Genomic DNA, 18,535 nt, shown 5'->3' with positions numbered 1-18,535 from the left:
GGCGCGGGGCTCAAGTAGAACGCCGAGCGAGTGTCCGAGAGCTGCGCTCAGAGAGAGAGCGCCAGCCAGGCCAGGTAGCTAGCATACAGCAGTGCCAGGGCACCGCCGGGCAGGCGGCCGATGGCGCCGTGGCGTTGCCACAGCAGCAGCGCCCCCAGCAGCAGGGTCAGGGTCAGCATGGTCGGGAAGTCGCGGCTGGCGGCGGCGGGGTCGATGGGGCCGGGGGCCAGCATCCCGGGAATCGGTAGCACCGCGAGCATGTTGAACAGGTTGGAGCCGATGACGTTGCCGATGGCCAGGTCGTGGTGGCGCTTGAGGGCGCTCGAGATGCAGGCGGCCAGCTCTGGCAGGCTGGTGCCGATGGCGACGATGGTCAGCCCGATCACCAGCTCGCTGATGCCGAACCCGCGGGCGATTTCACTGGCCCCCCATACCAGCAGACGCGAGCTGACCAGCAGCAGCAGCAGGGTCAGCGCCAACCAGCCCAGCGCCTTGGGCAGGGGCATGTCGGGTACCTGACCCGGCACCGCTTCGTCGGGCGTGTCGGCGCGAAACAGCCACCACAGGCTGAAGGCCAGCAGGGCAAGCAGGAACAGGGCATCGAAGCGGCCCAGAATGCCGTTGGCGAGCGCGTAGCCGGCCAGGCCGGTGGCGCCGAGCAGTAATGGCAGCTCGCGACGCACGATGGAAAAGCGTACCGGGATTGGTGCCACCAGCGCGGTGATGCCCAATACCAGGCCGATATTGGCAATATTGGAGCCCAGCGCGTTGCCGGTGGCGAGGTTGGGAATTCCGTCCAGCGACGCCATGATCGAGACCAGTATCTCGGGTGCCGAGGTGCCCAGCGCAACGATGGTCATGCCGATCAGCAGGGTGCTCATGCCGGCACGGTGCGCGGTGGCGGCGGCGGCGCCGACGAAGCGGTCAGCGCTCCACAGCAGGCCGGCCAGGCCGATCAGAATGACAATCAGAGGAAGCAGCATGCAGCAGGCGGTCCGGTGGTGTTCAATGAGAAGGCGCCAATTAAACGCCGCTTGGGGCGGGGGTGCAAGGCGCCGAGCCGAGGCTAAATGATGCGTTGCCGCAACTCTCGCTGGCGGGGGCTGTCGCAGTTAAGATACGATGTTCGATAATTTTTCGACGAGATGATATGCGATGAGTGATTCGCCCTTCGTGGTGATCGATGGTCTGCATTTCTCTCGCGGTGATAAGGATATCTTCCGTGGTGTGTCGCTGACCATTCCACGCGGCAAGATCACCGCGATCATGGGGCCCAGCGGCACCGGCAAGACGACCCTGCTAAAGCTGATGGGCGGCCAGTTGACCCCGGCCTCCGGGCGCATCTGGATCGATGGCCAGGAGGTCCATGCGCTGTCGCGCAAGGCGCTGTTCCGGCTGCGCCGCCGCATGGGGATGCTGTTCCAGAGCGGGGCCCTGTTTTCTGATCTGAGCGTGTTCGAGAACGTCGCTTTCCCTCTGCGCGTGCACACCGATCTGCCCGAGGCGATGGTGCGCGACCTGGTGTTGATGAAGCTCGAGGCGGTGGGGCTACGCGGTGCCAGGTCGCTGATGCCGTCCGAGCTGTCGGGTGGCATGACCCGCCGCGTGGCACTGGCGCGGGCCCTGGCCCTGGACCCTGAGCTGATTCTCTACGACGAGCCGTTCGTCGGTCAGGATCCGATCTCGATGGGCGTGCTGGTGCAGCTGATCAAGCGCATCAATGAAGCGCTGGGGCTTACTGCGGTAGTGGTCTCCCACGATATCAAGGAGACGCTGTCGATCGCCGACTATGTGTACGTGATCGCCGATGGCCAGGTAATGGCCCACGGCACGCCGGCGACCCTCGACGTCGACCAGGATCCGCGCGTCAGCCAGTTCGTGCACGGCGAGGCCGACGGGCCGGTGCCGTTCCACTATCCGGCCGCGGACTTCCGCCACGACATGCTGGGTGCAGGAGGCGTAGGATGATCCGCCATATCACGGCCCTCGGCCGGCGTGGCTGCGAGGTCCTCGAGGCGCTGGGCCGAGCGGGGATGTTCCTGGCGCAGTCGTCGGTGGGCGTGCCGTCCCGCGAAGGGCTTTACCTGTGGCTGCGTCAGATGCATTTCGTCGGCGTGCTGTCGCTGGCCATCGTGCTGGTCTCGGGGCTGTTCATCGGCATGGTGCTGGCGCTGCAGGGCTATACCATCCTGGTCGATTTCGGTGCCGAGCAGGCACTGGGCCAAATGGTGGCGCTGTCGCTGCTGCGTGAACTCTCTCCGGTGGTGGCGGCGCTGCTGTTCGCCGGCCGTGCCGGCTCGGCGCTGACCGCCGAGATCGGCCTGATGAAGGCCACCGAGCAGCTCACCAGCATGGAGATGATCGGCGTCGACCCGCTGCGGCGAATCGTAGCGCCGCGGCTCTGGGCAGGCTTCGTGGCGCTGCCGCTGCTGACCATCGGCTTCAGCGTGGTGGGTATCTACGGCGGCTATCTGGTCGGCGTCGAGTGGCTGGGCGTCTTCGACGGCTCGTACTGGGGCAACATGCAGTCGAGTGTCGACTTCGTCGGCGACGTCGGCAACGGCATGGTCAAGAGTCTGGTGTTCGCCCTGGTGGTGACCTGGATCGCGGTGTTCCAGGGCTATGACCTGATCCCCACCTCCGAGGGCATCTCACGGGCCACCACGCGGACCGTGGTCTACTCCTCGCTGGCCGTTCTGGGGCTGGATTTCGTATTGACCGCGGTAATGTTCGGCGGGATGTCATGATCAGCGGAGACAAGGCATGAAGCGCAGCAAGATAATGGAACTCGGTGTCGGGCTATTCATGCTCGCAGGGATCCTGGGGCTGGTGTTCCTCGGCCTGCGGGTCAGCGGACTGACCCTCACCGCGCCAGGCAACACCTTCACCCTGGAGGCCAACTTCTCGAATATCGGCGGTCTCAAGCCGCGTGCCCAGGTCACCATGGCCGGGGTCACCGTCGGGCGGGTTTCGTCCATCGAGCTGGATACCGACTGGTACGATGCGCGGGTGGTCATGGAGCTGGACGGCAAGCTCGAGGACCGCCTGTCGCGGGATACCACGGCGGCGATTCTGACCTCGGGGCTGCTCGGCGAGCAGTATGTGGGCCTGTCGGTGGGCGGTGACCCCGACACCCTGGCGGATGGCGACACCATACGCGATACGCAATCGGCACTGGTGCTGGAAGAACTCATCCAGCAGTTCGTGTCCAATATGGTCAGTGATTGATGACATTTGTCGATGGAGGCGTTATGCGAGCAGTATGTGAGCGTTACCTGTCTGGTGCAGCCGTCCTGGTGGCAGCGCTGATGCTGCTCGTGGCGGGGCCACTGCAGGCCCAGCAGCCCAGCCAGACCCCCGAGCAGTTGATCCGGGATAGCATCGATGAACTGATGGGCGAGATCGAGGGGCGTCGCGACTACTTCGCCGACAACCTCGATGAGCTCGAGGCGCTGGTGGATAGCAACCTCGACGACATCGCCGACTTCCGCTATATCGGGGCCAGCGTCATGGGGCGCTACTTCCAGAATGCCACCCCGGAGCAGCGCAGTCGCTTTGCCAGGACGTTTCGCCAGACGCTGATCGACACCTACACCAAGGGGCTGGTGACCTTCGATTATCGCGAACTGCGGGTGCTCGACAACCAGCGCGAGTCGCGTCACGACGACCAGGCCAGCGTGGCCATGGAGGTCGTCGCCACCAACGGTCAGGTATATCCGGTCAGCTACTCGCTGCGCCTCAGCGACGGCGAGTGGAAGGTGGTCAACGTGATCGTCAACGGCATCAACCTGGGACTGACCTTCCGCAACCAGTTCGATCAGGCGATGCGCGATCATGGCCGCGACTATGATGCGGTGATCGACGGCTGGTCGCCGGAAGTGGGCGTCGATGAGCTGGAGGAGGGCGGCTCGGCATGAGCTGCCTGCTGGAGGAGAGCGGCGTGCGTCTCGATGCCGAGGCCTCGCGCCTGGCGGTCAGCGGCGACGTCGACTTCGAGGTCGCCGCGGCCTTGGCAGCCAGCGGCGGCGCCTGGCTGTCCAAGCAGCCAGCGGCTACCCGCCTGGTCCTCGACCTGAGTGGCGTCGAGCGGGTCAGCAGTGCGGCCCTCAGCGTGCTGCTCGAATGGATCCGGCGTGCCGAGGCCGCCGGGCTGGTCATCGACAGCGTGACGCTGTCGGCGCCGCTGGCGCGGCTGACGCGCATGGCGGGCCTCGACAGCCTGCTCCCCGAGGCTTCTGCGGCCTGAGGCACCCCCCCCCCCGTTACTGAATCGCCCCCTTGGCATCGCCAAGCGGGGCGCTTTTGATTACCATTGGAACCCATTTGCGCTCCGCGTACCGCGTACGCCGGTCTAGCGCTGACATGCTTATTTCAGAGGAGAGCTGCGCGCATGCAACCCAGTGACGTCAAGGCGCTACTCGAGGCCCGTATCGATGGCTGCGATTTCCATATCCAGGGTGAGGGCTGCAATTTCCAGGTTACCGCGGTGGGCGAGGTGTTCGCTGATCTGTCGCCGGTCAAGCGCCAGCAGCTGATCTACTCGGCGCTGTCCGAGGAGATCGCCAGCGGTGCGCTGCACGCCGTGAGCATCAAGACCTATACCCCCAGCCAGTGGCAGAACGCCGCCGACAACGCCGCCGCTGGCGGCGCCTGACGAAACGGACCTTCATGGACAAACTGATCATTACCGGCAACGGCCCCGTCGACGGCGAGGTGTGGGCCAGCGGTGCCAAGAACTCGGCGCTACCGATCCTGTGCGCCACCCTGCTCTCCGACGGGCCGGTGACCATCGGCAACCTGCCGCACCTGCAGGACATCACCACCACGCTGGAACTGCTGGGGCGCATGGGCGTCGAGCCGGTGATGGGCGAGCGCATGACCATCCAGCTCGACGGCGCCCAGGTCAAGGATTGCCACGCGCCCTATGAGCTGGTCAAGAAGATGCGCGCCTCGATCCTGGTGCTGGGCCCGCTGCTGGCCCACTTCGGGCACGCCGACGTGTCGCTGCCCGGCGGCTGCGCCATTGGTTCGCGCCCTGTCGACCTGCACATTCGCGGCCTCGAAGCCATGGGCGCCGAGATCCGCGTCGAGGGCGGCTATATCCGCGCCCGCAGCGACGGCCGCCTGAAGGGCGCGACGATCTTCTTCGATACCGTAACCGTGACCGGCACCGAGAATCTGCTGATGGCGGCGACCCTGGCCGAAGGCACGACCATTCTCGAGAACGCCGCCCGCGAGCCAGAGATCGTCGATCTTGCCGAGTGCCTGATCGCCATGGGCGCCAATATTCGTGGCCACGGCAGCGATACCATCACCATCGAGGGCGTCGAGCGGCTGCACGGCTGCCACCACGAGGTGATGCCCGACCGCATCGAGACCGGTACCTTTCTGGTGGCCGCGGCGCTCAGCGGTGGACGGGTGAGGGTGCGGCGTACCCGCGCCGATATCCTCGAAGCGGTGCTCGCCAAGCTCGAAGAGGCCGGCGCTAGCATCACCACCGGCGCTGACTGGATCGAACTCGACATGCACGGCAAGCGGCCGCGGGCGGTGAATATCCGCACCGCGCCCTATCCGGCGTTCCCCACCGACATGCAGGCCCAGTTCGTGGCCCTCAATGCCGTGGCCGAGGGCACGTCCAGGGTGGTGGAGACGATCTTCGAGAATCGCTTCATGCACGTCCAGGAGCTCAACCGCATGGGCGCGCAGATTGCCCTGGAGGGCAATACCGCGATGATCACCGGCGTCGAGCGGCTGTCCGGCGCGCCGGTGATGGCTACCGACCTGCGCGCCTCGGCCTCGCTGGTGATCGCGGCGATGATGGCCGAGGGCGAAACCTGTGTGGACCGCATCTACCACATCGATCGCGGCTACGAGTGCATCGAAGAGAAGCTGCAGCTGCTGGGCGCCAAGATTCGCCGAGTGCCCGGCTAAATGACCGACGTGAGCTAGCTGATGACCAAGCAACTGATCGTGGCCCTGTCCAAGGGCCGCATTCTCGATGAGACCCTGCCGCTACTGGCGGACGCCGGGATCGAGCCTGCCGAGGATCTCGGCAAGAGCCGCAAGCTGCTGTTCGACACCAACCTGCCCGACGTCAAGCTGGTGGTGATCCGTGCCACCGACGTGCCGACCTACGTGCAGCTCGGCGCCGCCGACCTCGGGGTGGCCGGCAAGGACGTGCTGCTCGAGCACGGCGCCGAGGGGCTCTACGAGCCGCTCGACCTGGAGATCGCCGGCTGCAAGCTGATGACCGCTGGGGTGCAGGGCGCCGAGCCGGGCCTGGCGCGGCGCCGGGTGGCGACCAAGTTCGTCAACGTGGCGCGCCGCTACTATGCCGAGCAGGGTATCCAGGCCGACGTGATCAAGCTCTACGGGGCCATGGAGCTGGCGCCGCTGATGAACCTCGCCGACGAGATCGTCGATATCGTCGATACCGGCAACACGCTGCGTGCCAACGGCATGGAGCCGCGCGAGCTGATCGCCAGCATCAGCACTCGGCTGGTGGTCAACAAGGCCGCCATGACCATGAAGCATGCGCGTCTCAAGCCGCTGATCGAGCGCCTGCGAGGCGCCGTGGCCGAGCGCCGCGATCACCGCGCGCCGGCGGCCCGTTAGTCCCGAGTCATCCTATTGTCCCGCCGCTCAAGGATGAGCGAGGTTACCTGGAGAGAGCCCCATGACCGACAATGCCCGTGAGCTTCCCGCGATCACCCGGCTGTCCACCGCCGACGCCGATTTCGATGCCCGCCTCGACGCACTCCTGGCCTGGGAGGGCGTCTCCAGTGCCGAGGTTCAGCAGCGTGTCGATGACATCATCGCCGCGGTGCGTAGCCGCGGCGATGCGGCCCTGGTCGAGCTCTCCAACCGCCTCGATCGCCTGGCGGTGAGTTCGATGGCCGAGCTGACCCTGGGGCCGGCGCGCCTGCGCCAAGCCTATGATGGCCTGCCCGCCGAGCAGCGCGAGGCGCTGGCCGCCGCCGCCGAGCGTATTCGCGTCTACCACGAGCATCAGAAGCCGGGGTCCTGGCAATACACCGAGGCCGACGGCACGGTGCTGGGCCAGCAGGTCACGGCGCTGGACCGCGCCGGGATCTACGTGCCCGGCGGCAAGGCCGCCTATCCCTCCTCGGTACTCATGAACGCGATTCCGGCGCATGTTGCCGGCGTGCGCGAGATCGTCATGGTGGTGCCGACCCCGGACGGGGTGCTCAACGAGCTGGTGCTGGCGGCGGCGCATCTGGCCGGCGTCGACCATGTCTTTACCCTGGGTGGCGCGCAGGCGGTGGCGGCACTGGCCTACGGTACCGAGAGCGTGCCGCGGGTCGACAAGATCGTCGGGCCGGGCAATATCTACGTGGCCACCGCCAAGCGCGCGGTATTCGGCCAGGTGGGTATCGACATGATCGCCGGCCCCTCGGAGATCCTGGTGGTCTCCGACGGCGGCACCGATCCCGACTGGCTGGCCATGGACCTGTTCTCCCAGGCCGAGCACGATGAGGACGCCCAGGCGATCTTTATCACCTGGGAGCCTGCCCATGCCGATGCCGTGGCGGCGTCGATCGAGTCGCTGCTGCCGACCATGGAGCGTCAGACGATCATCGCCGAGTCGCTGGCGGCGCGGGGCGCGCTGGTGGTGTGCCGCGACCGCAGCGAGGCGGCGGCGCTGATCAACCGCATCGCCCCCGAGCACCTCGAGCTCTCGGTGGCCGATCCCGACGCCTGGCTCGGTGAGGTGCGCCACGCCGGGGCGATCTTCATGGGTCGCTATACCGCCGAGGCGTTGGGCGACTACTGTGCGGGTCCCAACCACGTGCTGCCGACCTCGGGCACCGCCCGTTTCTCCTCGCCGCTAGGGGTCTACGACTTCCAGAAGCGCTCGTCGATCATCCACTGCTCCGCCGACGGCGCGTCTGCGCTGGGGCGCACCGCCTCGGTGCTGGCCCGCGGGGAGTCGCTGACCGCCCACGCGCGCTCTGCGGAGTACCGCATCAAGCCCTGAACGCGGCCGATTAACGCAGCGCTGAACGCAAACGCCCCCGTCAGTCACACTGACGGGGGCGTTTTGCGCTGTGCTGGAGCGCGCCTAGCGATCCGGACGGCGCCCCTCCGGCGGTGGGCGCTCGCCCACGTCGAGGACCAGGTCGATCCGCTCGCCGCCGCGGATGACGGCGATGGGCAGTTCGGCGCCGGGTTCGATGGCGGCGATATCGGCCATCGCCACCCGTGCATCGAGGATCGGGCGACCGTCGACCTCGAGCAGCACGTCACCGGGACGCAGGCCGGCCCGTGCCGCCGGGCCGTCGGGCACGATGCCGGCGATCACCACGCCGCCCGGGGTCTGCAGGCCGAAGGAGGCGGCCAGCTCCTGGGTCATTTCCTGGGCCTCGATGCCCAGCCAGCCGCGAATGACCCGGCCCTGGGTGACCAGCTCGTCGAGGATATTGCGCGCCAGGTTGGCGGGAATCGCGAAGCCGATGCCCTGGGAGCCCCCCGAGCGGGAGAAGATCGCGGTATTGATGCCGACCAGCGCGCCTTCAGGGTTGATCAGTGCGCCGCCGGAGTTGCCGGGATTGATCGCCGCGTCGGTCTGGATGAAGTCCTCGTAGGCATTCAGGCCCAGGTGGCTGCGGCCGGTGGCGCTGATGATGCCCATGGTCACGGTCTGGCCGACGCCGAAGGGGTTGCCGATGGCCAGGGCGACGTCGCCTACCGCGGCCTGGGTCGAGTCGGTGATGGCGATCACTGGGAGGTCGTCGAGGTCGATGCGCAGCACGGCCAGGTCACTCTCGGGGTCGGTACCGATGACCTCGGCCAGGGTGTTGCGGCCGTCGCGCAGGGCGACCTGAATCTGGTCGGCGCCGCTGATCACGTGGTGATTGGTGAGCACATAGCCGTCGTCGCTGACGATCACCCCCGAGCCCAGGCTGGAGAGCATGCGCTGGCGTGAGGTGGCGTCGTCGCCGGAGAACTGGCGGAAGAAGGGGTCCGACATCAGCGGATGCTCATCCCGCTCGACCATGCGCGACGAGTAGATATTGACCACCGCCGGCGCGGCGCGATCGACCGCGGCCGAGTAGCTGAAGGGGCCCTGCTCGCGGGACAGTGGGCTTGCGGTCTGCAGCTCTGGCGCAGGGCGCGGCTCGCCGTCCGGCTGGGCGGCCGTCAGCGTCTGCGCGGGCGGCTCGACCCGCTCGGCGGGTGTCGGCGCCGGCGCCTGGGGCTGGCCGCGGCCGATCAATTGGGGAAAGGCGTTGAGCAACACGATAGCCAGCAGTACACCGATGAGCACGGGCCACACATAGGGCAGCAGGGTACGACGCATGCAAGATTCCTTGTCGACGGGGCGGTCGCTGGGGGTAGCCACAGTCGCTACAATGGCGAGCTATTGTAACACTGCCGCTTTTGGCCTGTCTGGGAGGAGAGCATGATCGATCGTCAGACGCTGGTGGCTGCATGCGACACGCTGCTGCAGCCAGCGCGCTTCAAGGACTATACCGTCAATGGCTTGCAGGTGGCGGGACGCCCACAGATCAAGCGGGTGCTGAGCGGTGTCACGGCCTGTCAGGCGCTGCTCGACGAGGCGCTGGCCTGGGACGCCGATCTGGTGCTGGTACACCACGGCTATTTCTGGAAGAACGAGCCGGTGGCGGTGACCGGGATGAAGCAGCGCCGCCTCAAGACGCTGCTCAGCCACGACATCAACCTGCTCGCCTATCATCTGCCGCTGGATGCCCATGCGACGCTGGGCAACAATGCGCTGCTTGGCCAGCGCCTGGGCTTCACCCCCAGCGGCTGTGCAGACGGCGAGCAGGGCGAGGGGCTGCTGTGGCTGGGCGCGCCGCCGGCGGGGCTCGACAGTCGGGCCCTGGCGGCCCACGTCGGCGAGCGCTTGGGGCGCCAGCCGCTGCTGGTCGAGGGCCACCGCGGCGAGGTCGGGCGAGTGGCGTGGTGTACCGGCGGTGCCCAGGACATGATCGCGGCTGCCGCCGAGGCCGGTGCGGAGCTGTTCATCTCGGGGGAGATCTCCGAGCGTACCACGCATATCGCCCGTGAGATGGGGATCAGCTACCTGGCGGCGGGGCACCACGCCACCGAGCGCGATGGTGTCATGGCGCTGGGCGACTGGCTGGCCGCAGAGCTGGGTATCGAGCACCGTTTCGTGGACATCGACAACCCCGCCTGAGCGGGAGGGGACGCCGGCGCCAAGGCGCGCGGCGTCATGGCCTCAGTAGCGCGGTGGCTGCGGCTGGGTGGCGTCGGCGGCGTCATCGTCGCGGCGCAGGCCGAAGTCTTCGGCCAGGGTGCCGTGATCGCCGTCTGCGTAGTCCCGGGGAACCGCCGGTGAGGCGTCATCGTCGCTCGACAGCTCATCGCCCGGCGTCAGGCGGCGCTTGATCTGCAGGTCGTCGCAGAGCCGGTCGGCCCCCAGCGACAGCTGCTGCTCGAGCTCATGGCTCTGGCGTTGAATGCTGGTGACCAGATCGGCGGCGCGCGCAAAGTGGTCGTTGAGCGCATCCTTGACCTGGCTGAGTTCGAGCTCGGCCTCGGCCAGGCGCTGACGCACTTTCTGGTTGCGCGCTACATTGGCGTTGAGCAGGTGATAGCCCAGTGCGCCGATGCCGATGCCGGCCAAGCCGCTGACGATGGCCAGTATCCAGTCGATATTACTGTCGTACACGTCGTTCCCCTTTAGTTCTTGCCGCCAGTGATGCGGATGCGAGCGCCGCTCGATGCTGGCCGGGTCGGCGCCGCCCAACGGGCAGCACTGCCGACGCCGCCATTATAGGGGGCACGCCGAGACCGAGGTCAATGCGCCAGACGTGGAAAGTGGCCCTGCCCGGTCCGTTTCGCACATGCGAAATGGCGCTGCCGCGGGTATAATGCACGGCTCGACGAGCTGAGTGCGAGGTACGCAAGGTCCCCATGAGTGCGACAACCACTGCGACGAATGCGCCGGCGTCCACCGGCCAAGGGCCACTGGCCCGCTACCGTGCCGATCTCGAGCGCGACGATTTCCAGTATGATCCGGCCCAGGAAGCGGCGGTCGAACACCTGCAGCGTCTCTACGATGCGCTGGTGGCCGCGCCGCGCAGCGCCCCCAAGCAGGTGGCGTCGGGCAGGGGGCTGAAGTCGAAGATGGCGGGGCTGTTCGGCAACAAGAAGCCCGCCTCGCCGTTCGAGGCGCCGCCGGCGATCATGGGGTTGTACTTCTGGGGTGGCGTGGGTCGCGGCAAGACCTACCTGGTGGACACCTTCTTCGAGTCGCTGCCGTTCCCCGACAAGATGCGCACTCACTTTCATCGCTTCATGCAGCGGGTGCACAACGAGCTCGACCACTACAAGGGCGAGAAGAACCCGCTCAAGCTGATCGCCACCAAGTTTGCCGGCGAGGCGCGGGTGATCTGCTTCGACGAGTTCTTCGTCAAGGACATCACCGATGCGATGATCCTCGCCAACCTCCTCGAGGCGCTGTTCGAGCACGGCGTGGTGCTGGTGGCGACCTCCAATATCGTGCCCGATGACCTCTACAAGGACGGCCTGCAGCGGGCGCGCTTCCTGCCCGCCATCGAGCTGGTCAAGCGCCACTGCGACGTGGTCAACGTCGACTCGGGCATCGACTATCGGCTGCGCGCCCTGGAGCGCGCCGAAATATTCCACTCGCCGCTAGACGCCGCTGCCGAGTCGGAGCTGGCGCGCAGTTTTCGCGAGATCGCCGGCGCCGAAGGTGAGGCCGATGCCCCGGTCGAGATCAACCACCGCATTCTCAAGGCGCGGCGTCTCCACGACGACGTGGTGTGGTTCGAGTTTCTCGAGCTGTGCGACGGCCCGCGCAGCCAGAACGACTATATCGAGCTGGCCCGCGAGTTCCATAGCGTGCTGGTCTCCAATGTCACGCGGATGAGTGCGGCCACCGATGATCAGGCGCGGCGTTTCATCAACATGGTCGATGAGTTCTACGACCGCGGCGTCAAGCTGCTGATGTCGGCGGAGGTCGACGCCGAGCGGCTCTACGCCGACGGGCGACTGGAGTTCGAGTTCCAGCGCACCCTGTCGCGGCTTCAGGAGATGCAGTCCCACGAGTATCTGGCGCTGCCCCATAAGCCGTGAGTAGAGAGTAAAGGCGATTGCCTAGGCGCGTCAGGCTCGTGTAGAATGCCGCCTCGCTCGACCGTTGCCGCGCATTTTTGCGTGGCAACCAAGAAAAATAGGGATGGTCAGGTGCCGTTCGCGGTATCGAGACCCAATACATCGATTTGGTGATTCATCCATGAAGACGTTCAGTGCTAAGCCGCAGTCCGTCCAGCGCGACTGGTTTGTCGTCGACGCGACAGACAAGACGCTCGGTCGTCTGGCGACCGAAATTGCACGCCGCCTGCGCGGCAAGCATAAGGCGGAGTATACCCCGCACGTCGATACCGGCGACTACATCGTCGTGATCAACGCCGAGAAGGTTAAGGTGACCGGCAACAAGGCCCAGGCCAAGACCTATTATCGTCACACCGGTTACCCGGGTGGCCTGCGTTCCATGAACTTCGAGAAGATGATCGGCTACGCTCCCGAGCGCGTCATCGAGTCTGCCGTCAAGGGCATGCTGCCGAAGGGTCCGCTGGGCCGCGCCATGTACACCAAGCTCAAGGTCTACGCCGGTGCCGAGCATCCGCACGTTGCTCAGCAGCCGCAAGAACTGAACCTCTAAGGGATACTTCGCCATGACACAGCAGTATTACGGTACCGGGCGCCGCAAGACATCCACCGCCCGTGTGTTCCTCAAGCCGGGCACCGGCAAGATCACCGTCAATGACAAGGAACTCGACCTCTATTTCGGTCGCGTCACCGGTCGCATGGTGGTGCGCCAGCCCCTCGAGCTGACCGACACCCTGGGCCAGTTCGACGCCTATGTCACCGTCAAGGGCGGCGGCGGTTCGTCTCAGGCCGGCGCCATTCGTCACGGCATCACCCGTGCCCTGATGGTGTATAACGAAGAACTCCGCCAGCCGCTGCGCGCCGCCGGTTACGTGACTCGCGATGCCCGCGAAGTCGAGCGTAAGAAGGTTGGCCTGCGCAAGGCGCGTCGTCGCCCGCAGTTCTCCAAGCGTTAAACGCTGCAAGGCGATTGAAAAAGGCGTCCAGGCTCTCGAAGTCTGGACGCTTTTTTTATGAAATTCAGAAACTTGTCGCTCGTCTACCACTTAGGTCAAGGGCTTTGTTGCCTTGTGTTTGGGCGCGCGTTTTTTTACCATAGCTTTCATTTGTATCCGTGGGTCGCGGGATACCTTCCTGTGATACGGCAACGGGTAAGTTGATGGGAGAAACTAGAAAATGGCAGATAACGGCGTAAACAGAGGGCGGCGCCGTTTCCTCGTGGGTGCCACCACCGTCGTGGGTGCGGTGGGCGCTGTCGGGGTTGCGGTCCCCTTTGTGGCTTCCTGGCAGCCCAGTGCCAGGGCAAGAGCGGCGGGTGCGCCGGTACGAGCTGACATATCCCAGCTCGAGCCGGGGCAGCGCATCACCGTCGAGTGGCGTGGGCGCCCGGTGTGGGTCATCAGCCGTACCGAGGAAATGATCGAGCGCACCGAAAACAGCGATCCTGGGCGTTTCTCGGACCCTGACTCCGAGCAGCCCCAGCAGCCTGCCTACATCACCGGCCCGCTACGCTCCTCACGGCCCGAGATCGGCGTGCTGATCGGTATCTGTACGCATCTCGGCTGCTCGCCGCTGTATCGCCCGGAACCCGACGCCGTTGACATGGATGACTGGCCGGGCGGGTTCTTCTGCCCCTGCCACGGCTCCTACTTCGATCTGGCGGGGCGCGTGTTTCGCAACGTGCCGGCGCCGACCAACCTCGAGGTGCCGCCCTATCGCTTTGAAGGCGACGACATCATCATCGGTGAAGATGAGGAGAGTGCCTAATGGCTAATCCGAACAAGGCGAAGGCGGAAAAGGGCCTCATGCGCTGGGTCGATGACCGTTTTCCCGCCACCCAGATGATCCAGGACCATCTGACCAAGTATTACGCGCCTAAGAACTTCAACTTCTTTTACATCTTCGGTGTGCTCGCCCTGCTGGTGCTGGTCAATCAGATCCTCACCGGGGTATGGCTGACCATGAGCTACAATCCCTCCGGCGAGGGGGCCTTCGCGTCCGTCGAGTACATCATGCGCGACGTGGAGTGGGGTTGGCTGATCCGCTATCTGCACTCCACTGGCGCGTCGGCGTTCTTCGTGGTGATCTACCTGCATATGTTCCGCGCTCTGCTCTACGGCTCCTACAAGGCGCCTCGTGAGCTGGTCTGGATCTTTGGCATGGCCATCTACCTGCTGCTGATGGCTGAGGCCTTCATGGGCTACCTGCTGCCCTGGGGTCAGATGTCCTACTGGGGGGCTCAGGTGATCATCTCGCTGTTCGCCACCATCCCCTTCGTGGGTCCCGATCTGGCGCAGTGGATTCGCGGTGACTTCCTGATCTCCGGGATTACCCTGAACCGCTTCTTTGCCCTGCACGTGGTGGCGCTGCCGATCGTGATTCTGGCGCTGGTGGTGCTGCACATCATCGCCCTGCACGAGGTCGGCTCGAACAATCCCGACGGCATCGATATCAAGGAAAAGAAGGACGAGTCCGGCAAGCCGCTGGATGGCATCCCCTTCCATCCGTACTACACCGTGAAAGATCTGGTCGGCATCGCGATCTTCCTGTTCGTCTTCGCGCTGGTCGTCTTCTACTTCCCCGAGGGCGGCGGCTACTTCCTGGAGCGCCCCAACTTCGAACCGGCCAACCCCATGGTGACCCCGGATCACATCGCGCCGGTGTGGTACTTCACGCCCTTCTACGCGATCCTGCGGGCGATCACCTTCGATATCGGTCCGCTTCAGGCCGAGTTCCTCGGCGTGCTGTTCATGGGCGGTGCCATCGCGGTGCTGTTCGTGCTGCCCTGGCTCGACCGCAGCCCGGTGCGCTCGATGCGCTACAAGGGATGGATGTCCCGGTCGATGCTGATCATTTTCGCCTTGAGCTTCGTGATCCTGGGTGTTCTGGGTGCGATTCCCGCTACGCCGATTCGCACTGCCGTAGCGCAGCTCTGCACTGTTCTATATTTCGCCTTCTTCCTGCTGATGCCGTTCTACACCAAGCTGGAGAAGACTAAACCCGTTCCGGAGAGGGTGACTGGCTAATGAAAAAGCAACTGTTCGCACTGCTCTTCGCGCTGGTGCCGCTCACGGCCATGGCGGCACCGCTCCCCGAGCAGCCGTTTTCGATGACTCCGGACATCAACGACGAGGCCTCCCTGCAGCGTGGCATGCAGCTCTACGTCAACTACTGCATGGGCTGCCACTCACTTGAGCATCAGCGCTTTTCCCGGGCGGCAACCGATCTGGGCATGCCCCAGGATCTGGTGGAAGAGAACTTGATCTTCTCGACTGAGCTGGCCTTCAACGACCAGATGCATATCGCCATGGATGGCGATGATGGCGCCAACTGGTTCGGTGTGGCACCGCCCGACCTGACGCTGTTCAACCGCATCCGCGGGCCGGACTACATCTACTCCTATCTGCTCGGGTTCTATCGCGATCCCAGCCAGCCGCTCGGCGTCAACAACATTGTGCTCGAGGCCTCGGCCATGCCCAATGTGCTGGAGCCGCTGCAGGGTGTTCAGGAGATGGTCTGTGCCGAGAGCGACCGGCCCATCGAGGGTGCCGAGCTCGACCCGCTGTCCGGCAAGTACCAGTCCTGTGAAGTGCTGCAGGTCACCCAGCCGGGCAAGCTGGAGCCCGAGGAGTTCGAGGAAGCGGTCTATGACCTGACCAACTTCCTGGTCTACGTGGGTGAGCCGTCCAGGCTTCAGGCCCAGGCGCTTGGTCCCAAGGTGTTGATCTTCATCTTCATCTTCGGTGTCATCGCCTACCTGCTCAAGCGCGAGTACTGGCGCGACGTTCACTGATCGCCAGTCGTGCAAGCTGTGGGGGCGTATGGCCATGTGGGTCATGCGCCCCCTGTTTATCCAGCCCCCGCCGCCAGGACGGCGGGGGTCATCGCGCTGATGCGTCGCTGCCACCGAGGGGTTGCATGGCGTGTTATCATGCGATTTCGAATTGATGCGAGGATTGTTACATGGGTGTAGTGGCCAAGCGTTCGTCGATGACGTTCTATTCCGGTAGTGACGACCACCTCAGCCATCGGGTGCGTATCGTGCTGGCCGAAAAGGGCGTGGCCGTGGACATTCTGGAAGTCGCCGAGGGCAGTCAGCCCGAGGAACTCGCCGAGCTCAATCCTTACAACAGCGTGCCGACGCTGGTGGATCGCGACCTGGTGCTATACGAGTCCAAGGTGATGATGGAATACCTTGACGAGCGTTTCCCGCATCCTCCGCTGCTGCCGGTGTACCCGGTGGCTCGCGCGCAGAGCCGGTTGTGGATGCATCGCATCGAACGCGAATGGTGCCCGCTGGTCGAACAGATTCTCGACGGCAGCAAGAAGGACGCCGACAAGGCACGCAAGGAACTTCGCGAGAGCCTGGTGGGGATTTCCCCGATCTTCGAGGATATGCCGTTCTTCATGAGTGAAGAGTTCTCGCTGGTCGACTGCTGCCTGGCGCCGCTGCTGTGGCGTCTTCCGGCACTCGGCATCGAGCTGCCGGAGAAGCAGGTCAAGCCGCTGCTTGGCTACATGGAGCGGCTGTTCGAGCGCGATGCCTTCAAGGCCGCACTCTCCGAGACCGAGCGCGAGATGCGCACCTGATACTCATGCCGCCAGGCCTGCCTGGCGGTACCCATTGCAGGAGGCAGACATGCTGTCGAGCCGACCCTACTTGGCCAGGGCCCTTTATCAGTGGCTGCTGGACAACGATCAAACGCCCTATATCGTGGTCGATGCCGAACACGCTGGCGTGGCGGTGCCGCGCCAGTTCGTGCAGAACGGCCAGATCGTGCTCAACGTGGCACCCACCGCGGTACGCGACCTGATGCTGGAGAATGATGCCATCACCTTCAGCGCCCGCTTCGGCGGCCAGCCGATGCAGGTGGTGGTGCCCAGCCAGGCGCTGATCGCGCTGTATGCGCGGGAAAACGGCGTAGGCATGGTGTTTGGCCACGAGCCGGTGATGCCCGGGTTCGAGGCCGAGGTCGCCGGCGAGGAAGCGCCGGCAGAGAATGCGCCGTCGCTGTCCAGCGTCGAGAGCGATGCCGAGGCACCCGAGGGGGCGCCGCAGGGCGAGTCGACAGACGAGGAGGGCGGCACGCCACCCAAGCGGCGGCCCTCGCTACGCGTAATCAAGTAGATATCGCGCGCTTGACGTAAAACGGCAGCCCACTGGGCTGCCGTTTTGCGTGGTGAGGTTGGCGAGGTCAGTCGAGGTATTCGAAGGCCTTGACGATGCGCTGCACGCCGCTGATACCGGATACCGCATTGACGATGCGGTCGGCCTCCTCGCGTGTCGCAATGCCCATCAGGTAGACGCTCGAGTTTTCGGTGATGGCACGCACTCGCCGCGCGTCGATGCGCTCATCGGCGATCAGCGTCGAGCGCACCCGGGTGGTGATCCAGGTGTCGGTGGTGCGCTGGGCGATCGGCACGTTGGCGGCCACTGCCAGCTCATTGTGAACGCGACGCACGTTGCGGGTGCCGGTGGCGACCTCCTGGGCTTTCTCCTTGAGCTCTTCGCTGGGCACCTGGCCGGTCAGCAGCACGATGCCGTTGTAGCTGTCGACGTTGACCCGGGCGTCGTTGAAGCGTGCATCCTCGCGTGACAGGTTGCCCTTGATACGGCTCTCGATGCCCTGATCCTCGACCTGGCTGCCGAAGGTCCGGGAGCCGTGATCCTCCGGTCCGGCCGACATCTGGGCGCAGCCGGCAAGTGCCAGGCTCAGCGCCATGAGGGTGGATACCACAAGTCCTTTTTTCATGCAGATCACTCGCTTTACGGGTCTCGGGGTTAATCGCCGCCGCCAAACAGCTGCTCGTCGATCAGGTCGCACAGGCAATGGATCGCCAGCAGGTGAACCTCCTGGATGCGCGCGGTGGAGGTGGCGGGTACGCGGATTTCACAGTCGTCCTGGCCGAGCAACGAGGCCATGTTGCCGCCGTCGCGGCCGGTCAGGGCGACCACCGTCATGTCGCGATCATGGGCCGCTTGAATGGCCTGGATGACGTTGGCGGAGTTGCCGCTGGTGGAGATGGCCAGCAGGATGTCGCCGGGCTGGCCGAGGGCGCGAATCTGCTTGGAGAATACCTCATTGTAGCTGTAGTCGTTGGCGATCGAGGTCAGCGTCGACGTATCGGTGGTCAAGGCCAGTGCTGGCAGGCTGGGACGCTCGCGCTCGAAGCGATTGAGCAGCTCGGAGGAGAAGTGCTGGCTGTCGCCGGCACTGCCGCCGTTGCCGCAGGCCAGAATCTTGCCCTCGTTGACCAGGCACTGCACCATCATCTGGCTGGCCACCTCGATGAACGGAGGCAGCACCTCGCTGGCATAGGTCTTGGTATCGATGCTGGCGTTGAAGTGGTCGAGTATGCGCGTCTGGAAATCCATGGTGGCTTCCTGGTC

At 65.1% G+C, this 18,535-nt stretch carries 23 protein-coding genes; 18 read left to right on the top strand and 5 right to left on the bottom strand.

Annotated elements, in window-relative coordinates; translation table 11 throughout:
• Window positions 1–47: 47 nt before the first annotated feature.
• A complete protein-coding gene (locus BWR19_12325) occupies window positions 48–983 on the bottom strand; it encodes a calcium/sodium antiporter (GenBank protein ID APX93657.1) in 936 nt (311 codons plus the stop codon).
• A 172-nt stretch (window positions 984–1,155) separates the two neighbouring features.
• On the opposite strand from BWR19_12325, the gene BWR19_12320 reads away from it, so the two are divergent.
• The 9 genes from BWR19_12320 (at window position 1,156) to BWR19_12280 (ending at window position 7,999) form a co-directional block, all read left to right on the top strand.
• On the top strand, window positions 1,156–1,968 hold the full coding sequence (locus BWR19_12320; GenBank protein ID APX93656.1) for a phospholipid ABC transporter ATP-binding protein MlaF: 813 nt from the start codon (window positions 1,156–1,158) through the stop codon (window positions 1,966–1,968).
• Window positions 1,965–2,747 carry an ABC transporter permease gene (locus BWR19_12315; GenBank protein APX93655.1) on the top strand — a complete coding sequence of 261 codons (783 nt, stop codon included), beginning with the start codon at window positions 1,965–1,967 and terminating at the stop codon, window positions 2,745–2,747. Before BWR19_12320 ends, BWR19_12315 begins: the two co-directional genes overlap by 4 nt.
• 16 nt (window positions 2,748–2,763) lie before the next feature.
• Window positions 2,764–3,228 (top strand): outer membrane lipid asymmetry maintenance protein MlaD, encoded by a 465-nt coding sequence (locus tag BWR19_12310; protein APX93654.1) that lies wholly within the window; start codon window positions 2,764–2,766, stop codon window positions 3,226–3,228.
• Between the two features lie 23 nt (window positions 3,229–3,251).
• Entirely contained in the window at window positions 3,252–3,917 is a 666-nt protein-coding gene (locus tag BWR19_12305) for a toluene tolerance protein (GenBank protein ID APX93653.1), read from the top strand.
• A complete protein-coding gene (locus tag BWR19_12300) occupies window positions 3,914–4,246 on the top strand; it encodes an anti-anti-sigma factor (protein ID APX93652.1) in 333 nt (110 codons plus the stop codon). The genes BWR19_12305 and BWR19_12300 overlap by 4 nt, the downstream gene beginning before the upstream one ends.
• Before the next feature lie 144 nt (window positions 4,247–4,390).
• Window positions 4,391–4,654, top strand: coding sequence for a cell division protein BolA (locus BWR19_12295; GenBank protein ID APX93651.1), 264 nt, complete (start codon window positions 4,391–4,393; stop codon window positions 4,652–4,654).
• 14 nt (window positions 4,655–4,668) lie between these two features.
• Window positions 4,669–5,931, top strand: a complete 1,263-nt coding sequence (locus BWR19_12290; protein APX93650.1) for a UDP-N-acetylglucosamine 1-carboxyvinyltransferase — start codon at window positions 4,669–4,671, stop codon at window positions 5,929–5,931.
• Window positions 5,932–5,952: 21 nt separating this feature from the next.
• Window positions 5,953–6,615 (top strand): ATP phosphoribosyltransferase, encoded by a 663-nt coding sequence (locus BWR19_12285; protein ID APX93649.1) that lies wholly within the window; start codon window positions 5,953–5,955, stop codon window positions 6,613–6,615.
• A gap of 61 nt (window positions 6,616–6,676) precedes the next feature.
• Window positions 6,677–7,999 (top strand): histidinol dehydrogenase, encoded by a 1,323-nt coding sequence (locus BWR19_12280; GenBank protein ID APX93648.1) that lies wholly within the window; start codon window positions 6,677–6,679, stop codon window positions 7,997–7,999.
• A gap of 84 nt (window positions 8,000–8,083) precedes the next feature.
• Here the strand turns inward: BWR19_12280 and BWR19_12275 are convergent, their stop codons facing one another.
• On the bottom strand, window positions 8,084–9,322 hold the full coding sequence (locus BWR19_12275) for a transcriptional regulator (GenBank protein APX93647.1): 1,239 nt from the start codon (window positions 9,320–9,322) through the stop codon (window positions 8,084–8,086).
• A gap of 102 nt (window positions 9,323–9,424) precedes the next feature.
• Between BWR19_12275 and BWR19_12270 the strand changes: the two genes are divergently transcribed.
• The gene (locus tag BWR19_12270) at window positions 9,425–10,183 is read left to right on the top strand and encodes a Nif3-like dinuclear metal center hexameric protein (protein ID APX93646.1); all 759 of its coding nucleotides are present in this window, start codon (window positions 9,425–9,427) and stop codon (window positions 10,181–10,183) included.
• 42 nt (window positions 10,184–10,225) lie between these two features.
• Here the strand turns inward: BWR19_12270 and BWR19_12265 are convergent, their stop codons facing one another.
• A complete protein-coding gene (locus BWR19_12265) occupies window positions 10,226–10,678 on the bottom strand; it encodes a hypothetical protein (GenBank protein ID APX95012.1) in 453 nt (150 codons plus the stop codon).
• Window positions 10,679–10,923: 245 nt separating this feature from the next.
• Here BWR19_12265 and BWR19_12260 point away from each other — a divergent pair, with 245 nt between their 5' ends.
• The 8 genes from BWR19_12260 to BWR19_12225 all read left to right on the top strand — a co-directional run bounded on the left by BWR19_12260 (window position 10,924) and on the right by BWR19_12225 (window position 17,272).
• Window positions 10,924–12,108 (top strand): cell division protein ZapE, encoded by a 1,185-nt coding sequence (locus BWR19_12260; protein APX93645.1) that lies wholly within the window; start codon window positions 10,924–10,926, stop codon window positions 12,106–12,108.
• 160 nt (window positions 12,109–12,268) lie between these two features.
• Window positions 12,269–12,697 carry a 50S ribosomal protein L13 gene (locus BWR19_12255; GenBank protein APX93644.1) on the top strand — a complete coding sequence of 143 codons (429 nt, stop codon included), beginning with the start codon at window positions 12,269–12,271 and terminating at the stop codon, window positions 12,695–12,697.
• Window positions 12,698–12,710: 13 nt separating this feature from the next.
• Window positions 12,711–13,100, top strand: coding sequence for a 30S ribosomal protein S9 (locus tag BWR19_12250; GenBank protein APX93643.1), 390 nt, complete (start codon window positions 12,711–12,713; stop codon window positions 13,098–13,100).
• A gap of 220 nt (window positions 13,101–13,320) precedes the next feature.
• Window positions 13,321–13,911 carry a ubiquinol-cytochrome c reductase iron-sulfur subunit gene (locus tag BWR19_12245; protein ID APX93642.1) on the top strand — a complete coding sequence of 197 codons (591 nt, stop codon included), beginning with the start codon at window positions 13,321–13,323 and terminating at the stop codon, window positions 13,909–13,911.
• Window positions 13,911–15,170 (top strand): cytochrome b, encoded by a 1,260-nt coding sequence (locus BWR19_12240; GenBank protein APX93641.1) that lies wholly within the window; start codon window positions 13,911–13,913, stop codon window positions 15,168–15,170. Before BWR19_12245 ends, BWR19_12240 begins: the two co-directional genes overlap by 1 nt.
• Window positions 15,170–15,937 (top strand): cytochrome c1, encoded by a 768-nt coding sequence (locus BWR19_12235; protein APX93640.1) that lies wholly within the window; start codon window positions 15,170–15,172, stop codon window positions 15,935–15,937. The genes BWR19_12240 and BWR19_12235 overlap by 1 nt, the downstream gene beginning before the upstream one ends.
• 170 nt (window positions 15,938–16,107) lie before the next feature.
• Window positions 16,108–16,734 carry a stringent starvation protein A gene (locus BWR19_12230; GenBank protein ID APX93639.1) on the top strand — a complete coding sequence of 209 codons (627 nt, stop codon included), beginning with the start codon at window positions 16,108–16,110 and terminating at the stop codon, window positions 16,732–16,734.
• A 49-nt stretch (window positions 16,735–16,783) separates the two neighbouring features.
• Window positions 16,784–17,272 (top strand): ClpXP protease specificity-enhancing factor, encoded by a 489-nt coding sequence (locus BWR19_12225; GenBank protein APX93638.1) that lies wholly within the window; start codon window positions 16,784–16,786, stop codon window positions 17,270–17,272.
• Window positions 17,273–17,339: 67 nt separating this feature from the next.
• Here BWR19_12225 and BWR19_12220 read toward each other — a convergent pair whose 3' ends face one another.
• The gene (locus tag BWR19_12220) at window positions 17,340–17,897 is read right to left on the bottom strand and encodes a transporter (protein ID APX93637.1); all 558 of its coding nucleotides are present in this window, start codon (window positions 17,895–17,897) and stop codon (window positions 17,340–17,342) included.
• A 29-nt stretch (window positions 17,898–17,926) separates the two neighbouring features.
• A complete protein-coding gene (locus BWR19_12215) occupies window positions 17,927–18,520 on the bottom strand; it encodes a phosphoheptose isomerase (GenBank protein APX93636.1) in 594 nt (197 codons plus the stop codon).
• Window positions 18,521–18,535: the final 15 nt, after the last annotated feature.

Origin of the sequence: Halomonas sp. 1513 (assembly GCA_001971685.1) — a bacterium.
Classification (GTDB): domain Bacteria; phylum Pseudomonadota; class Gammaproteobacteria; order Pseudomonadales; family Halomonadaceae; genus Franzmannia.
The sequence above is the reverse complement of the archived record's forward strand: the minus strand, read 5'-3'. Positions and strand labels throughout refer to the sequence as shown.

What these genes read in the sequence shown, in the direction of transcription:
- BWR19_12300 (APX93652.1), top strand. Translation starts at nt 3,914, where the DNA reads ATGAGCTGCCTGCTGGAGGAGAGCGGCGTGCGTCTCGATGCCGAGGCC.
- BWR19_12310 (APX93654.1), top strand. Translation starts at nt 2,764, where the DNA reads ATGAAGCGCAGCAAGATAATGGAACTCGGTGTCGGGCTATTCATGCTC.
- BWR19_12320 (APX93656.1), top strand. Translation starts at nt 1,156, where the DNA reads ATGAGTGATTCGCCCTTCGTGGTGATCGATGGTCTGCATTTCTCTCGC.
- BWR19_12295 (APX93651.1), top strand. Translation starts at nt 4,391, where the DNA reads ATGCAACCCAGTGACGTCAAGGCGCTACTCGAGGCCCGTATCGATGGC.
- BWR19_12245 (APX93642.1), top strand. Translation starts at nt 13,321, where the DNA reads ATGGCAGATAACGGCGTAAACAGAGGGCGGCGCCGTTTCCTCGTGGGT.
- BWR19_12250 (APX93643.1), top strand. Translation starts at nt 12,711, where the DNA reads ATGACACAGCAGTATTACGGTACCGGGCGCCGCAAGACATCCACCGCC.
- BWR19_12240 (APX93641.1), top strand. Translation starts at nt 13,911, where the DNA reads ATGGCTAATCCGAACAAGGCGAAGGCGGAAAAGGGCCTCATGCGCTGG.
- BWR19_12220 (APX93637.1), bottom strand. Translation starts at nt 17,897, where the DNA reads ATGAAAAAAGGACTTGTGGTATCCACCCTCATGGCGCTGAGCCTGGCA.
- BWR19_12215 (APX93636.1), bottom strand. Translation starts at nt 18,520, where the DNA reads ATGGATTTCCAGACGCGCATACTCGACCACTTCAACGCCAGCATCGAT.
- BWR19_12275 (APX93647.1), bottom strand. Translation starts at nt 9,322, where the DNA reads ATGCGTCGTACCCTGCTGCCCTATGTGTGGCCCGTGCTCATCGGTGTA.
- BWR19_12230 (APX93639.1), top strand. Translation starts at nt 16,108, where the DNA reads ATGGGTGTAGTGGCCAAGCGTTCGTCGATGACGTTCTATTCCGGTAGT.
- BWR19_12315 (APX93655.1), top strand. Translation starts at nt 1,965, where the DNA reads ATGATCCGCCATATCACGGCCCTCGGCCGGCGTGGCTGCGAGGTCCTC.
- BWR19_12235 (APX93640.1), top strand. Translation starts at nt 15,170, where the DNA reads ATGAAAAAGCAACTGTTCGCACTGCTCTTCGCGCTGGTGCCGCTCACG.
- BWR19_12305 (APX93653.1), top strand. Translation starts at nt 3,252, where the DNA reads ATGCGAGCAGTATGTGAGCGTTACCTGTCTGGTGCAGCCGTCCTGGTG.
- BWR19_12225 (APX93638.1), top strand. Translation starts at nt 16,784, where the DNA reads ATGCTGTCGAGCCGACCCTACTTGGCCAGGGCCCTTTATCAGTGGCTG.
- BWR19_12260 (APX93645.1), top strand. Translation starts at nt 10,924, where the DNA reads ATGAGTGCGACAACCACTGCGACGAATGCGCCGGCGTCCACCGGCCAA.
- BWR19_12255 (APX93644.1), top strand. Translation starts at nt 12,269, where the DNA reads ATGAAGACGTTCAGTGCTAAGCCGCAGTCCGTCCAGCGCGACTGGTTT.
- BWR19_12290 (APX93650.1), top strand. Translation starts at nt 4,669, where the DNA reads ATGGACAAACTGATCATTACCGGCAACGGCCCCGTCGACGGCGAGGTG.
- BWR19_12325 (APX93657.1), bottom strand. Translation starts at nt 983, where the DNA reads ATGCTGCTTCCTCTGATTGTCATTCTGATCGGCCTGGCCGGCCTGCTG.
- BWR19_12280 (APX93648.1), top strand. Translation starts at nt 6,677, where the DNA reads ATGACCGACAATGCCCGTGAGCTTCCCGCGATCACCCGGCTGTCCACC.
- BWR19_12285 (APX93649.1), top strand. Translation starts at nt 5,953, where the DNA reads ATGACCAAGCAACTGATCGTGGCCCTGTCCAAGGGCCGCATTCTCGAT.
- BWR19_12270 (APX93646.1), top strand. Translation starts at nt 9,425, where the DNA reads ATGATCGATCGTCAGACGCTGGTGGCTGCATGCGACACGCTGCTGCAG.